Here is a 15,785-nt window from a genome sequence, read left to right as displayed (position 1 = left end):
GTGCCAACAACTCGCGCGCCCTATCCTGTTAGTGTTTATTCGCTTTGCTGCCAAAAGGCGGCTTAGCAAACCACACCGTCACAATCAGTGCGATAAACACCCAGCCACATAGCCAAAAAATTTCGTTCGCGGCAATAATCAGCCCTTGGCTGGTGATCTGCTGGGCAATAAAACCAGATGTTTGCTCCGTCGTCATACCATGAGCCGCCATGCTTTGGTACATATCAAGAGACTCTGGATTATAATCCGTAATAAATTCAGTTAATTGGCTATGATGTACGGATTCTCGATCGCTCCACATTGTGGTGGTAATTGATGTGCCGATAGAGCCTGCCAAGGTACGGAAAAAGTTTGCCAAACTGGACGCCGATGCTAATTTTTCTGGAGGCAGCCCTGACAAGGTCAACGTGGTGAGCGGCATAAAGAAACAGGCGACTGCCATGCCCTGCACTAATTGCGGCCATACGACTGCGGTAAAATCCATGGCGGGTTCAAAGGTATACGCTCGCCAGAAGAAACAAATGGCATAGAACACAAAACTGAAGGTAACTATCCACCGAATGTCTAAAAAGTCAGATAGTTTTGCCACAGGCGCCGAGAATAAAACAGGTAAAAGACCAATTGGAGCCAGTGCTAACCCAGCCCACGTCGCTGTATAGCCATACACTTCCTGCAATAACTGAGGTAATAAGACAATCGCCCCAAAATACGCCATATACGCCAAACTGACTGAAATCGTGCCGATAGTAAAATTACGAGATTTAAACAGTGCTAATTCAACAATCGGGTTCTTGTCCGTTAGCTCCCAAATGACTAAGAAAATTAAGGCAATCGCAGAAATTACCGCCAAAATGATAATTTCATTGGATGCGAACCAACCCAGCTCTTTTCCTTTATCCAGAAGCACTTGCAAACAACCTACACCAACGGATAACAGTGCCAAACCAATCACATTAAATGGCACTTTGATCACCTTGGACTCCATTCCTTTAAGAACGATCGCACCCACAATGATCACGAAGATCCCTAGCGGGATATTCATAAAGAAGATCCAACTCCAATGGAAATTATCACTAATATATCCACCGAAAATAGGACCAAAAACAGGCGCTAAGATAATCGTCATCGACCAAAATGCCAGTGCCATATTTTGCATTTTAGGTGGGTAGCAGCGCATGATTAAGCTCTGCGAGAGTGGAATAACCGGTCCCGCCACCGCGCCCTGTAAGACGCGATATAAAATCAGCATACCAAGGCTGTCAGAGAAACCACACAACAAAGAAAAGAGCGTGAACAGTGCCGTCGCCCATAGGAAGACTCTTATCTCACCAAACCGTTTAGCAAGAAAACCCGAAATCGCGATAGAAATCGCATTCGACACCCCAAATGAGGTGATCACCCAGGTTCCTTGAGAGACCGACACTCCCAAGTTTCCTGCAATGGTTGGAATGGCGACGTTTGCAATCGTCGAATCGAGCACTTGCATAAATGTCGCCAGAGATAGGGCAATCGTCGCCCAGACTAATTTGGCGCCTTTTAGCGGTTGAATATCGGCCATGGGGCTAATCCGCGTTATCGCTAATAATGGTGTTGATGACTTGGTCTACGTCATTCAACTTCAGTACAAGCACATCGCTTTCAAACGCTGGCGTGGTACGTTGAACTTCTGACAACACAGGACCATTTTGGTCTTTAATATCAATGGTCACATTCATTGATAAACCAATACGTAGTGGATACTTCGCCACTTGCTCAGGGTCAAGTTCGACACGCACGGGCAAACGTTGCACCACTTTAATCCAGTTTCCTGTCGCATTTTGCGCTGGTAGCAATGAAAACGCACTTCCCGTTCCCATATCCAACCCGACCACCGTACCTTTATAGCTCACATTGCTACCATAAAAATCACTGTTGATGGTAACAGGCTGACCGATACGCACATTTTCGAGCTGAGTCTCTTTAAAGTTGGCATCGACCCACACTGGCTGAACAGGCACAATTGCCATTAACGAACTTTGCGAACTAACTTGTGAACCCACCTGTACATTGCGGCGAGAAACATATCCCGTCATGGGGCTTTTTATTTCTGTCCGCTGCAAGTTGATCCATGCGCTACGCACACTGTCTGCGGCTTGTTGTACTGCTGGCTGATTTTTCAATGCGGTGTTACGCAACAACGCGCGGTTTGCATTATATTGTTGAATTGAAATATCCAATGCGGCTTGCGCCAATTGCACCGCTTCTTGCGAATGCTGCAAATCTTCTTTTGAAATGGTACCACTGCGCCCTAATGCAGCACGGCGTTGATAATCTTTTTGCGCTTGCGCAAGCGAGACACGATTTTGTTGGATCTGGGCTTGGTATTGGTCGCCATTAATATACAACTCCTTGGTTTTGCGCACCGTTGAAGCTAAGTCATGTTTCGCCTGCTCATATGCCAGTTGTGCATTGGTTTTATCCAACACCACCAACACATCACCCGCTTTTACCAAATCGGTATTTTCAAAGTTTACCTGTGTGACATTTCCCGTGGTTTGCGCAACGATAGGAATTTGTAAGCCCGACACATAAGCATCGTCGGTATATTCTTGGAAACGCAGTACCAAGAACCAATAGACACCATAAGCAACAAATAATAGAACGATGATAATCGTAGCAATGATCATCCATAGCGTTCTTTTATTTTCTTTATTCGTTTTCTGATGCTCTTCAATTGAATTTGTCGGTTGTTCCATAATAACTCTCAAGGAAAATAAACTTAATTTTAGCAATAATCCTATCTTTACGAAGTCACCGTAATAATGCAATAGCCAACGGTTTTATATTAACTAAATATCGATTTTAATTTTTAATTTCTGTTTTAAATCAATCTTTAATTGATTCTTTAATTCGAAAAATCAATGCCAGTCAAAAAAAGAAGTAATTATTAAATCATTATTGGAGCAATACTCTAAATAAGATAATCAATGTTGATTAAATAATTGCTGATATTTGTCCATGACATGAACGATTGATAGCGCATCACTTTTATAACTCTATTTTCGCCCCTTCGCACCGCGTTTCACCACCATCCCTTCGTGCACAAAAATGTTAACCGCGATCAAACTTTGCCCAAAAATTAGCACGCTAATTATTTATTTTCGATCCATATCGGTGATAGTATTCGCAATCATTATGATTATCATTATCATTTGGTTTCGCTAGGGAAAAATATGAAAAAGCACTATCACTACTCTTTACTTGCTGCTGGTGTTTGCGCAGCAATTGCTTCATTTAGCGCCACAGCAGAAGAAAATTCAGACAAAATGATTGTCACGGCATCGGGTTATTCCCAGCAATTGCGTGATGCCCCTGCCAGTGTGACCGTCATTACCGCCGAACAGTTACAAAACAAACCCGTCCGCGACTTAGCCGATGCAGTCAAAGATGTGGAAGGTGTGAGTGTGGTCGGCAGCGCCAACAAACAAGACATTAATATTCGCGGGTTATCCGGTGAATACACCCTGATTCTGGTGGATGGTCGCCGCCAAAATAGCCGCGAATCTCGCCCAAATGGGAGCGGTGGTTTTGAAGCGGGCTTTATGCCACCGGTTGAAGCTATCGAGCGTATCGAAGTGATCCGTGGACCTATGTCCTCACTGTATGGATCTGATGCCATGGGTGGCGTCATTAATATCATCACCAAAAAAGTGACGAATGAGTGGCACGGCAGTGTCACTACAGGGGCAATTATTCAGGAAAACAGCGAAAGCGGTGATTCCATGGATGGTAACTTCTATCTTTCTGGTCCGCTGATTAAAGATAAATTAGGTCTACAACTGTATGGCGGTGGCGATTACCGCAAAGAAGATCACATCATTGATGGTCATAACAAAAAAGACAATAAAAGTCTGACAGCAAAGCTAACCTTTACGCCGATTGAAAATCAAACATTCTTACTTGAAGCAGGTAGAACTACCCAAGAAAGAACGGAAACTCCAGGAGAATCTATCGGTGAATATGCAAACAGAGCTGGACTACAAAAAAATAATAAAGATGAAACGCACAATAACCGCAATCACATGGCATTAACCTATAAAGGTGATTGGGATATTGTACAAACTGAAATGAGCGTTTATCAGGAGCAAACTAAACGATCAATTAAATCGCAAAGTAGAAATAAAATAACAGGCAGTTGGGAAGGTGGTTATGAAGCCAGAACTCCAGAAATCACTAACACAGTGGTAGATGGTAAGGCTACTGCTTTTCTACCTGATAATATTTTGACAGCGGGTACCCAATATCAACACGCGAAATTAAAAGATACTTCAGCAACTGGCTCAAAAAGCACTGAAAGTACCTCTCTCTCTGCAGATCAATACGCCCTATTCTTAGAAGATGAATTTACTGCCACTGAAAACCTGATTTTAACTGGAGGTATTCGTTTAGATCACCATGAATTCTATGGCGACCATTGGAACCCACGCGGCTACGCGATTTACCATTTAACCGATGAAATCACCATCAAAGGTGGGGTATCACAGGCTTTCCGTGCACCAACACTACGAGAAATTAGTCGTGGATATGGTACATCTACGCAGGGTGGCAAAGGTATTATTTATGGTAATCCTGATCTGAAACCAGAAAAAAGCTTTAACCAAGAGATCGGAATTGCTTATGACCATGAATCTGGTTTTAACGCGAGCTTAATGTTCTTTAATACCGACTTTAAAAATAAACTCACCAGCTATGACACAGGTAAAGAAGATCCAATCACCAAACTAAAACTGTATACCTATGACAACGTTGGCGAAGCCAACATTAAAGGGGTAGAAATCGCGGCGGGTATTCCATTTGCCGAAGATTGGAACCTGAGCTTGAACTACACTTACACCGATTCAGAGCGTAAAAGTAATGATGAAAAATTAAAAAATGGAACATCTCTCAAAGGCTACCCATTGGATAAAACGCCGAAACACTTAGCAAATGCTAAGTTAGATTGGCAATATAGCCCAGACCTCAACTTATACACCCGTGCGCATTACGAAGGTGAACAAGTTTGGGCGGCACAACGTAATGGTTCTTCCGTTCCTCGTTATCGTAAAGGCTACACCACGATGGACATAGGCGCGACATATCAGCTGCTGAAAAATACCAAGCTGAACTTTGCTGTCTTAAACATCGCTAACGAGAAAGGCTCTAAAATTGATGCCGAAAATGGTGGAAACTGGGATGTTGAAGACGGTCGCCGTTACTGGGCGAATGTCAACGTAACATTCTAATCCCTGAGAGCGGGTATGACGCAAATAGCCGATTACCCGCCGATTCTTTTTCGTTCGATGGCAATCCCAATGATAAAAAAACTGTTTATGGCGAGCCTATTGATGTGTATCGCAAACAATACTTGGGCACGTCCCAGCCCCAATATTCCCGAATTTGATGCGCGCGTGGCTGAGGTTTATACCGTACAGCACCATGATATGCGCAATGGTCAGCGTGAATTACGTATCTATAGTGCCGTTCCTAAAGACGTTTCTGGAAAACGTCCTGTGCTATTTATGCTTGATGGTAATGGGCTCTACCCATTAGCGGTAAACCAAGCGGCTCAACAATTTGCCCGCGATAAATTGCCGATTATTATTGGTATTGGCTACCCCAGCCCTGAAGCGTTCCCGAAAAAAGAGCGGACATACGACTACACGCCAAAAGTCGCTGGAGAAGCCTTTCAAGATGGTGGTGGTGCAGAATCGCTTTATCAGTTTCTCACCTTCACTGTTCGCCCATGGGCTGAACAACAGTTTCCGATTGATACCCAACGAGAAACCCTATTTGGACACTCATTTGGCGGTCTCTTTACGTTAATGGTTTACCAAAATCACCCAACCGATTTTCAGCATTTTGTTTCTGCTAGCCCATCATTATGGTGGGGAGAGGGAGAAATGGTGGATTTGGACAAATTGACGCGTTCATCAACAGCATCACCCATTGCCATCACGCTTGGAGAGCTAGAAGAAACACCGGATTTAAGCCGTTTAACCGATGAACAAAAACAGAATTATCAAACCCGTAAAAGTTGGATTTCCCCTCGGGAAGTGTGTGAGGCAATCAGCAGCCATCAGCGATCTTGCGAGTTTACTTTATTTGCCGGAAAAACCCATGGCAGCGTCATTCCCGATGCCATCCATAAAGCTTTAGACCTTACAGTGGCTCAACCATAAAAAATAGGTTTCCTGCATGATGTGCAAGAAACCTATTGGCAATATAAAAAACCATCTCAAGCGGTGGCGTTAATAAGATAATCAACAATATCTTGTAAACGCCGCCATTTCATCCACACTTCATCCCGTAATGGCTGCTCAGTATACTCTTCGATAGCGGCTATCAATTCCAATAGCTCTAAAGAATCGATATGTACATCGCGAATGAGCTCATCGTCCATTGAGTACGTTTGGTTAATACCGGAATATTCACGTATCTTCTTGAGATGAGTTTCTAACCAGTGCTGTGCTGTGTCCTGCGTTGTCATTGCGTTACCTTACGAGAAGTGTTTTCCATTGTCGTCATACTTCTCTTTGGCGACTTGGTCACGGGTTAGCGCCCCCATTTCCGTTAAAGTCACAGGTTTGCTGGTTTTTGCGTCCGCTAATTGCCATGTTTTTTTACGCTGTCCAGTGAGCTCATCTGTCACTTCAACAGCTTCAAATCGATTAGCAAACACCGTATTTTGAGTCAAACTGTCTGTCTCTGTTGTCTGTTGATAGCGCTCTTGCGCCGATTGATCTCGTGTTAATGCCCCACGCTCGCTTAACGTCACTGAGCTTGTCCCTGCATTTTCTGAAAGCCAAGAACTCCGTGTATTTCCTGTCACAGAGTCCACCGCTAAAACGCGTGAATATTTATTGGGTGATACCTCTGTGTGAAGTTTTTCAGCCATCAACACAGGCTGGCTTGTGAGCTCATTTTCATCCACTAGCTTCCAAGAACTACGCGTATTTCCCGTTACAGGATCGATATCTAATACTTTCGTATACCGATTCGCAAAAGATCCCATTGGCAGCTTTTCGGTCTCGACAGGCTGGCGGCTCAAGGTCGCTTTTTCATCAATCCTTGGTTGCTCAATTTTAGGCTCATCAACCGTTCGTTGTGGATAATCAACTGTAGGAATTTCCGGTTGTTTTGCGGTATAACCTGATTTTTCTACTCCCGTTGGTGGCATTAACTTCACGTTCATCACAGATTTAAGTGACGTAGGTAATAACGGTGTTTCCTCTTTATTATCATTGTTCGACTGAACAGAATTGATGTGGGTGTTTTCTGCCGGTGATGTATAGTAATTGTTTGTAATATAAGTATTATACATGTTTTCATTATGGCTAGTATTACTTGGCAATAATGGTGCAGTCGGCGTTAATAGCTCGGGTGAGGATGGTGCAAAACGCGGTTTAACTCCATCAACCTCATCATCGGTAACCGGCGTTTTTTCCGGAGACAAAGCAGGTAAGGAAGCTAAGTCCATGTGAACAGTCAACGGTCGGATTATTTCAATTTTCTCTTCTAACGCTAAAAACAAGTTATGAATTTGACACGCTTTATCTACAAACGATTTACGTGTATGTTTCTGATACTCTTGAATAGCAGCATTCGCCCTCATATCACAGCCATGGCTGAGGGAGCTCACTAGAAAATCGCTGACAGGATGGAGAGCAACCTCATCCTTGCTAAAATAATGACCAAGCGTTTCCTTAATTGCGGGGTCGACATACCTTTGTTGGTAACGCTGCCCCAATATTTGCAACTGATCTTTTCCTAACGTCGAAATAGCAGATTCAATTAACTTATCAAACAGTTTTTCTTCATGGCTTAATAAATGTTTTGCTTGCGTATTTTTTTCACCCATTTTATTCAATTTCTGAATCAAATTAGCCGCTGCATCCAGCAAGCCAGTTTCTTGGCTCAATTCTTCGGGTTTTAAAAGTGCTAAGATAATTAAATGATTCTCTGGTCGATAATTAATTTCTTGCTGGGCTAAATTTCCACTCGCCCCTGCGCATAATACAGAGTTAATCATCTCTTTCGTAATCTCAGGGTGAGACTGCGTTAATATCTGATGAATATCTTCAGATTGCTGAATATGATTACGCTGATGTAATGTATTACGATTTCCAGAGATGGAAATTTGATTATTTATTTCTTGATTCACAGGTGAAATACTTTCGCTACCAGCAGAGTGTACCGATGCAATTTGTGAGGCAATTGAATCAGTTTTGGTCGTCTGCATGGGCGTTAATTGCGCATTTGAAAAACGCCGATTTTCAGCTACAGGGCTTCCATTAATAGGCATAACAACTCCTCATAATTACTTATGATAAAATTTATAATTTTTATTCGCTTAAATCAGATATTGATTAGGCTCATATTGTTTTGATTTAAGTCTTTTATTAATTGAATTAATAACTGAACTAACGTTTCGAAATGGCTATTATCTTGACGGAATGTTTCTAATAATCGCGATACACTGCTATTCACTGTATTTTTCTGTGCATCCATCGCTGTTTGTAAGCTTTGGAATGATTGAGACACCATATCGCTTCCGTCCCAGTCAACCGGTGCATTTCTGATACTTAAGTAAATTTCCCTGATTGCTTTGAAGTCTGGATAAACATGTATTTCTTTTCCAATTTTTTTAACCACAAAACCTTGCCCAGATAATTTTTTATTCCAAAAATTAAATTCAGTATCGATGTCTGAACCAGCTTTAATTGTATATAACTGTGGGGTTCTCTTTCCATATTCGCTGGAATCTAGAGTACTAAGATACTCCCTCATACTCCCTTTACTGCTGGTATTGTTATCCGTTGTATTTTTCTTGCCGAGATCTTGCCCCCACATTTCACAATATTCAGCTAATAATTCACTTTCAGAATATGAAGATGTCTCGTAAAAAGAGTAATAGTCACCATATGACATCCCTGAATATTTTGATACGACTTTGTCAAAATCCATCAGAAACGCTTTGGGTTTGAATTTTATTTTTCCGTCACTACCAGAGCTAATATTCGCGCTCAACTTACTTAATGCAGTATTGATGTCTTGCATATATTGTGTCGAGGCTTTAACTATTTCACCGTATTTTTTCTGATAATCTTCGTGAATTTCGCCAATTAAATCTTTCGTTGCCGCAATATGACTTCGACCATCCTCAAAAGGTTGGGAAGCTCGCTTATACCCATCAGATGAGTATTTCATCGCCATCATTACTGAGCGGTATTGCTCTTTAATTTTATCAAGATTATCCGAAATAGACTCTTCACGAAATGGAACATCAGTGGCTGGCGCCCCCAATTGTAATGCGAGCTGAGCACCTTTTTGATAAACATCTAAAGATGAATCCAATGCCAAACTTTCCCCCATAATGGGCAAATGATTCTGAACATTTGTGCTTTCTGTTACTGGCACTTTTACTGAAACAACCTGATTTGAATGTACATATGGGGTAATATTCATCGAAAGTTAGCCTCTCACCACACTTTGGAAAGTGCGTAATTGGCTCTCACGGATTTCACGCAAAGATTCATTCATCTGTTTCACATAATCTTTGAGCTGATCAATCAGCTTATCTTTGTCCCCAACGATCATTCTTGCCGTGTCCGCGACAGATTGCTGCGTCATTTTATTCGCTTCTTCTGATTTTACATTCACCTGATTCGCTGACGTCACCATTTGACCTGCATTATCTGACATGCGGGAACCTTGTTCAGCTATTCCTATCTGAGTACGCGTTTTATTCATAATGCGCTCATGCTCATCGCGCTCTGCTAATCCTAATTTATTGGTGCGCTGAGCCGCTTCAGCACCACGCTGATTTGCCAACGCTTGCTGTGCAGGCGTTGCTTGGTCGGCCAACTCCACTTTTACGCCGTTTTTAGTCTTTAACTCAAGTGAATGATTTTTCGGGGATGACAGTGAATTCGTATTAAGTTCATTTAAACGATCCGCCGCCGAGCCATTTTGGTTGGCTTTGACTAAATTGTTTTTAATTGACTGAGTCTGTTTATGCAGTCCTCGCGCTTGAAAAGCCGTTCCTGCCGCGGTAATCGCTAAAGAGGTGAAAAAGCCCGTCAGCGCGCCATTGAACATCTCCTTACCTTCTTTAATCGTCGAGTCTGCAGCTGCTTCAATCATCTTAGCGTTCAGCATCAAGAACTCTGCACTAATTCTACGCTCTGAAATGTTCAGCTCAGCAACCACTTTACGAACAATCTTAAGTAATTCCAGCATGATATCACTGCTGATAATACCAACAAATTGCTGTTCTTTTGCCCCTTCTACTGATTTAGCTGATTTCTTATCAGTCTGAATCATGCCTGAATTTTGTGGCACTCTATCAAAGAAGCTACTGCCTATCATGACTTGAATGGCAAGAGCAATTTGTTTGTAATCACCTTCATCAAGTTGCTGATTATTTGATAACACTTGATTAAGTGTTTTACTTTCTGCCGCAAAGACTTTCTCTACAGCTTGTTGCGTTTGTTCCGGTGTTACTCGAATAAAACCATATAAGTCATTTAATAGCGTATTTTTTTCCACAGACCCCAATTCGGATAATGCAACTTGCATTTGCGTTGCAGACATCATGGATGTAGGAACAGATAATGCAGGCTTTTCAATAGAATTTTCAGCGAAATTAGCGGAAATATCATGTAATTTAACGTCCTGACGTACTCCATTTGTTGTAGAAGAAGGCGTTTTAGATATCAGCGCAAACTCACTGCCATTCGGTTGAATCTGTGCAGGTAAATTTAATGATTGAGTGATAGTCGTCATATAAAAATTCTCCAAAATTTAAGCGAAGCGCGCCGTTTTCAGCATATCGACTTTATTGTTATTTGATTGATGAAGTGAAGTCATCATGCCATTGAACATGTCATCCAACTGGTGATAACTTTTTGACAAGGATTTGATTAACTCCTCAAGTAATGCCGTTAGGGCTTGAATAGTCTCATCATTCAACATCATGCCCGCCAACATCTCTTTCATATCACGCATCTGAGCTGCAGCTTCTAGGCGTAAGCCTCCGGAAGTTGCCGCATTTGCAACAGAAAGACCCGCGCCAGTTCCTTTCATCCCGACTTCTAAACGTGCCATTCTTACGCTTTGCGCTTTTCCTGAAAAAGCCGCTTTTTCTACTGTCTTACCAATGTCTTTGACATCATCAAGCTTGTCAGCAACCTTAGCGACTTTGGCAGAATCACCAACCTTCACCATTTGCCCACCCAAAGACACATAATCAGAGGATTTAGCGACATTTTGAACATCGTCGAATTTATCAGCTAATTTAGAGAATTTGGTCAGTTTCACCATTTCATCACTACTATCTGCCACAGAATGACCCGCTTTTGAGCCTTTCGTTGCTATATTCCCCAATGCATTTGTTAAACTTTTTGGCATCGCTTTAATCGCGCTTTTCAACAATGCCCCAGCATTTTTTACAAGAATTTTCGCGACGTTTTTAACGGTATTGGCGATATTTTTGACAAAAGAGGACATAGAAAGCAAAGAGATAGCTAAAAAAGCAACAGCGGCTAGTACCATCCCCACGATGCTACCAATTTTCTTCGCTTCTGCTTCCGGCACACCAAAAGTGATCAACATGTCAGTGACTGCGTTAGAGATTTCAGTTGCTAACATTTGCATCAAGCTTCCCTGACCGGTCTCTTCCAGTACAATGTCGGCAATAGACATCGCAATACCAATCGCTGCAACCGCAAGCGTCAGAGGCGCAGCAGCACCGAATGTTGCTACCGTCGCGATTACCGATACCGCAAGCATCACATAACTAAAAATTTTACTGGCACAAGAGGCAGCCTTGTTAGCATCTGCCGCTTTACGCTCAGCCTCTGCAGCTTCTTTCGCCTTTTTATCTGAATCTTTACGAGAGGCTTCATTGATTTTCATCATCACCTCTTCTTGCTCTTTCATATTGCGAAGCGAATCTTCATTCATCGCTTTTTTTAATTGAGCCGTTAACATCGTCAAGAGCGATAATGTGTTTTCCCACTTATCACCTTCAACTTCGAGAGAGCGAGGGGCAGAATCAATAAATTGATTAAGTTTTTGACGATCAGCATCTGCGGCCGCTGTAATATCAGAAGCTTGATCTAGTAATGTCTCTAATGAGTTTTGTAGCTGATTCACTTCCAACTGCAATGCATCACCTTGATGAATCAGAGTATTTTCACCTGCAACTAACTCATGCTGTTGCTGAGTTAACACATCTATTTGCATCGCTAAATGGGTAATATTCGCTTCTAACGTGGCAACTTGCTGATGTACAGCTTCTGTGTGAGGTTTTGGTTGTGCATCAACTTGAGCCAACAACATTTTTTCAGTTGATAGTTGCTTTTCTAAATGCGTCAATTGCCCATGATTAGCCTGTAATTTTATTTTTTGATTCTGGTGCTGGGCTGCAACTGTCGATAATTGGGATTTCGCCGAGGATAAATTATCTTTACTGATATTCACTTGATGAGTGAATTCACTTAATTGTTTAGTTGAAGAGGAAAACGTATCGAGTAACGTCTTCCCTTGTTCACGCAAAGCTTCGGTCTCAAAATTAAGAAACTGAATACGATTACTCAATTCATTCAAGTTACCTTCATGCAACAATTGACGTAATGATGCAAAAGATTCAATCAGTAATGCATTACCATTAAAGCCTTTCATTTGTGCAGTTTCTGGTGATGATTTCATTGCCATCATTTTGGGTTTTAACAACTTTGGAAGGCTTTCACTGCGTTGATTCTTTAGTTGTTCATTAGATGCTAGCTCACCACATGCCGCTTCTAATGCCAGCACGGCTTTAACACTTTCATCCGCCAAGCCAAGGGGGTTTGCCCCCTGTAAAAACTTGTGAATATTATTAATTCGCTCACTGGTCGATGTACTAGAAGCATTTGACGTTACAACTTGACTCATGTTGTTTCCTTTATTCAGTATTTGAGTCTGCAGAAGCAGGCTCAACTTGCTCAAGGTTTTTCTTTAAGGCTGTTAAATACGCTTCCGATTTTTTCTGTAAATCGATATCGGTGCTATTTTCAACCACACTTTCAAAACAATGGATGGCAGCACTGCTTTTTTTCAGCATCAAATTACATTGCCCTGCATGGAACAAGGGACGGTAATCATTTTTCGCCAATACAAATGCAAGCGCGTATAATTCTGTTGCTTTCTCATAACGTTTCGTTAGTTGGTATACGGCGGCCAGACCCATCACGTAGTCTGTATTGTAGAAATCGTAAATACTTAAGAATCGAAAGAATGTTTCCGCTTCATCTAATTTTCCTTGCTGATAAAATTCATAGGCATAAGCATAAATACCATCCATAGTTGCCTGTGGAATACCATGAATATCTTTATATGTTGCACCATCCATAAGCGCTGTTGTAATTCCGTCTAGTAATGTTTCCATTTCAATTTGTGTATTTTCTGTTTCAGTATGATTCATATTTTCACCTCGTTTATCATGCGTGACATATGATGCAGACCGCTACCTTGCATCATAATTAATCAAATCATTCATTTCTTATAAAAAACGATTTAATATGCAAATAATTAATTTACAGTATAATAATTCTATGAATGAGAGTGGGATGGAATAAGCTTTTCCAATACTTCATCCACATCAATTCCTAATTTTTCTAATTCAATACGGATTAACCACGTCACTATTTGCATTACGTCCTGTAATCCTTGTTCATCAATAAAACTATCCTTTTTATAATTCCGCCATATTTGGCGGGCTAATATAATATCTCTCACTACAGGTATATTTTGTTCTTCCGCATATTTAATTACTGCTTTCGCTTGTAACCCCCGAGTCTTAAACATTAAGAACGGTAATGGTGAAATATTCGCATCGTAATAAATCAACATGGCAATATGTGTCGGATTCGCCATCACAAATGTTGAATTTTGAATACTTGACTTAACTTCTTCTGACAAAATTTCTTGGTGCAAACCTTTGCGAGCACTTTTAAGATGCGGATCCCCTTCATTATCCTTATGCTCTTTCTTGACCTCTTGTTTTTCCATTTTTAGGTTTTTAATAAACAAGAAAAATTCAGCTATCGCATCCACTAATACAATAATGACAGCAACAGCCAAAAAAACAAAAACAAATATAATACAAAGGGTTACCCATTGCGTTGTCATACCATTAATTGTCGTTCGATATAACATAAAAATTTCGTGTCGCCATACAATAAAAAACGTTGTAGCTGAGACACTAAATACCAATAAATACAGAATGGCTTTAATTAATCCCTTTAAAGAATTCAATGAGAATATTTTTTTAAATCCTGCGATTGGGTTTAACTTTGTAAAATCTAACTTTACTGCTTCCGTTGCCAATCTAAATCGACTTTGTAATAAAGAAATAATGGTACCAGACAAAAAACAAGCGATTAAAATCGGTAAAACAATGCTCATAAATATTTTTAAAAATTGCCACAGCAAGTCATCAATATAAATATCATTGGGGTTTAATAATATCTTCTTCATTAAACCGCCAAGGTTATACAAGCTGGACATACCATCAACAACAAATGCACCAGTGACTAATACAATTGCTGCAATCGAGTCTTTACTTTTATAACTTTGTCCTTTTTTAGCGGAATCTTTTATTTTTTTGTCGGTAGGCTTTTCTGTTTTTTCAGCCATGCAAACCCCTACCTTAATTAAGGAGAAAGAAATATTTCATGTAACGGTGATAACGAAATCATATTAACCAAGATATCTGGAACTTCATTTTGAAAATAAAGTAAAAATACAATAAACGCGATAATCGATTTAATCGCTAGCGATAATGAAAACGCATTCAATTGTGGACAAAATCGAGAATATAATCCCAATGCAACTTCAGAAATAAATAGAGTGACAATAATGGGTGCTGTTAAAATCACACCGTTAACAATCGCTTTATTTAACCACTCACCTAAAGGCAAACTCTTGAATGACGTAAATCCATGGGCAAATGGCAATAGCTGGTAACTTTGAGCAAATACATTTGCCAGTTGATACATGCCACCTTGTGCAAGGAAAACCATACAAACAATATAGCTAATAAAAACGGCTAATTCCGAGGCTTCGCTACCACTTGCTGGGTCCACAATACTACTAATTGTTTCCCCTCGTTGAGTATCAATCAATTCACCAATAACATTAGCAATCATAAAAGGCAGACCTAAAATGAATGCTAATACCAACCCAATGCATACCTCATACAGAAAGACCTCACTGATGTTCATTTCACCCCAATTAATTTCATTGGTCGAAAGATAAGGCCACATTCCTAATGCTAAATACGCCACGACACAGTTCTTAATAATCCCGCCATTGAGCAACTTATTGCTCAGGAAAGGTAAGAAAAACATCACCGGAGCGATTCGCAACCAAGCAAATGCAATTTTAATTAACCCCTGCTGGAACGTGAAATACATGGAGGACACTAATCCAAGCATCTCCTGGTTCATCCAAATAATCCTATTGCAGGTAATGCTGTAGCCATCACTTCAAGGGTGTAATTCATCACTTTATCGGCAAGCCAGCCTGAAATCATAAATAGAGAGCCAAATACCGCTAACAATTTGATTCCAAATGGCAAAGTTTGTTCTTGAAGCTGAGTCACTGTCTGTAAAAGCCCCACTAATAACCCAACGACCGTCGCGACGGTGACAGGAATAGCCGACAGTATCACGATCAACAGCATCGCTTTGTTACTGACATAAATGATTGAATCCATCTTCTAT

Annotated in this window: 13 protein-coding genes; 2 read left to right on the top strand and 11 right to left on the bottom strand. The window is 40.9% G+C overall.

Annotated elements, in window-relative coordinates; translation table 11 throughout:
- Positions 1–28 precede the first annotated feature (28 nt).
- Entirely contained in the window at positions 29–1,558 is a 1,530-nt protein-coding gene (locus tag PR795_RS08995; RefSeq protein WP_272516811.1) for a DHA2 family efflux MFS transporter permease subunit, read from the bottom strand.
- Between the two features lie 4 nt (positions 1,559–1,562).
- Positions 1,563–2,735 carry a multidrug efflux MFS transporter periplasmic adaptor subunit EmrA gene (gene emrA, locus PR795_RS08990; RefSeq protein ID WP_006659699.1) on the bottom strand — a complete coding sequence of 391 codons (1,173 nt, stop codon included), beginning with the start codon at positions 2,733–2,735 and terminating at the stop codon, positions 1,563–1,565.
- Between the two features lie 477 nt (positions 2,736–3,212).
- Here emrA and PR795_RS08985 point away from each other — a divergent pair, with 477 nt between their 5' ends.
- Positions 3,213–5,261 carry a TonB-dependent receptor domain-containing protein gene (locus PR795_RS08985; RefSeq protein WP_272516810.1) on the top strand — a complete coding sequence of 683 codons (2,049 nt, stop codon included), beginning with the start codon at positions 3,213–3,215 and terminating at the stop codon, positions 5,259–5,261.
- A gap of 15 nt (positions 5,262–5,276) precedes the next feature.
- The gene (locus PR795_RS08980; protein ID WP_006663132.1) at positions 5,277–6,197 is read left to right on the top strand and encodes an alpha/beta hydrolase; all 921 of its coding nucleotides are present in this window, start codon (positions 5,277–5,279) and stop codon (positions 6,195–6,197) included.
- 56 nt (positions 6,198–6,253) lie between these two features.
- Here the strand turns inward: PR795_RS08980 and PR795_RS08975 are convergent, their stop codons facing one another.
- The 9 genes from PR795_RS08975 to sctS all read right to left on the bottom strand — a co-directional run bounded on the left by PR795_RS08975 (position 6,254) and on the right by sctS (position 15,778).
- The gene (locus PR795_RS08975) at positions 6,254–6,505 is read right to left on the bottom strand and encodes an acyl carrier protein (protein ID WP_006663133.1); all 252 of its coding nucleotides are present in this window, start codon (positions 6,503–6,505) and stop codon (positions 6,254–6,256) included.
- A 9-nt stretch (positions 6,506–6,514) separates the two neighbouring features.
- Positions 6,515–8,320, bottom strand: a complete 1,806-nt coding sequence (locus PR795_RS08970) for a hypothetical protein (RefSeq protein WP_272516809.1) — start codon at positions 8,318–8,320, stop codon at positions 6,515–6,517.
- Positions 8,321–8,373: 53 nt separating this feature from the next.
- Positions 8,374–9,483: an IpaD/SipD/SspD family type III secretion system needle tip protein gene (locus PR795_RS08965; protein WP_051459632.1), complete on the bottom strand. Its 1,110-nt coding sequence runs from the start codon at positions 9,481–9,483 to the stop codon at positions 8,374–8,376.
- Between the two features lie 6 nt (positions 9,484–9,489).
- Positions 9,490–10,803, bottom strand: a complete 1,314-nt coding sequence (locus PR795_RS08960; RefSeq protein ID WP_272516808.1) for a type III secretion target, IpaC/SipC family protein — start codon at positions 10,801–10,803, stop codon at positions 9,490–9,492.
- An 18-nt stretch (positions 10,804–10,821) separates the two neighbouring features.
- Positions 10,822–12,954 (bottom strand): type III secretion system translocon subunit SctE, encoded by a 2,133-nt coding sequence (gene sctE / locus PR795_RS08955; protein WP_272516807.1) that lies wholly within the window; start codon positions 12,952–12,954, stop codon positions 10,822–10,824.
- Between the two features lie 10 nt (positions 12,955–12,964).
- Positions 12,965–13,483 (bottom strand): type III secretion system translocator chaperone SicA, encoded by a 519-nt coding sequence (sicA, locus tag PR795_RS08950; protein WP_036977798.1) that lies wholly within the window; start codon positions 13,481–13,483, stop codon positions 12,965–12,967.
- Between the two features lie 128 nt (positions 13,484–13,611).
- The gene (locus tag PR795_RS08945; protein WP_272516806.1) at positions 13,612–14,697 is read right to left on the bottom strand and encodes an EscU/YscU/HrcU family type III secretion system export apparatus switch protein; all 1,086 of its coding nucleotides are present in this window, start codon (positions 14,695–14,697) and stop codon (positions 13,612–13,614) included.
- A 17-nt stretch (positions 14,698–14,714) separates the two neighbouring features.
- On the bottom strand, positions 14,715–15,509 hold the full coding sequence (sctT, locus tag PR795_RS08940) for a type III secretion system export apparatus subunit SctT (RefSeq protein WP_006659709.1): 795 nt from the start codon (positions 15,507–15,509) through the stop codon (positions 14,715–14,717).
- On the bottom strand, positions 15,506–15,778 hold the full coding sequence (gene sctS / locus PR795_RS08935; protein WP_006663136.1) for a type III secretion system export apparatus subunit SctS: 273 nt from the start codon (positions 15,776–15,778) through the stop codon (positions 15,506–15,508). The genes sctT and sctS overlap by 4 nt, the downstream gene beginning before the upstream one ends.
- Between the last annotated feature and the right edge of the window lie 7 nt (positions 15,779–15,785).

The sequence above is a fragment of the Providencia sp. PROV209 genome (assembly GCF_028479485.1).
GTDB classification, from domain to species: domain Bacteria; phylum Pseudomonadota; class Gammaproteobacteria; order Enterobacterales; family Enterobacteriaceae; genus Providencia; species Providencia alcalifaciens.
Note: the sequence above shows the minus strand (reverse complement) of the source record. Positions and strands in the feature narration are given on the sequence as shown.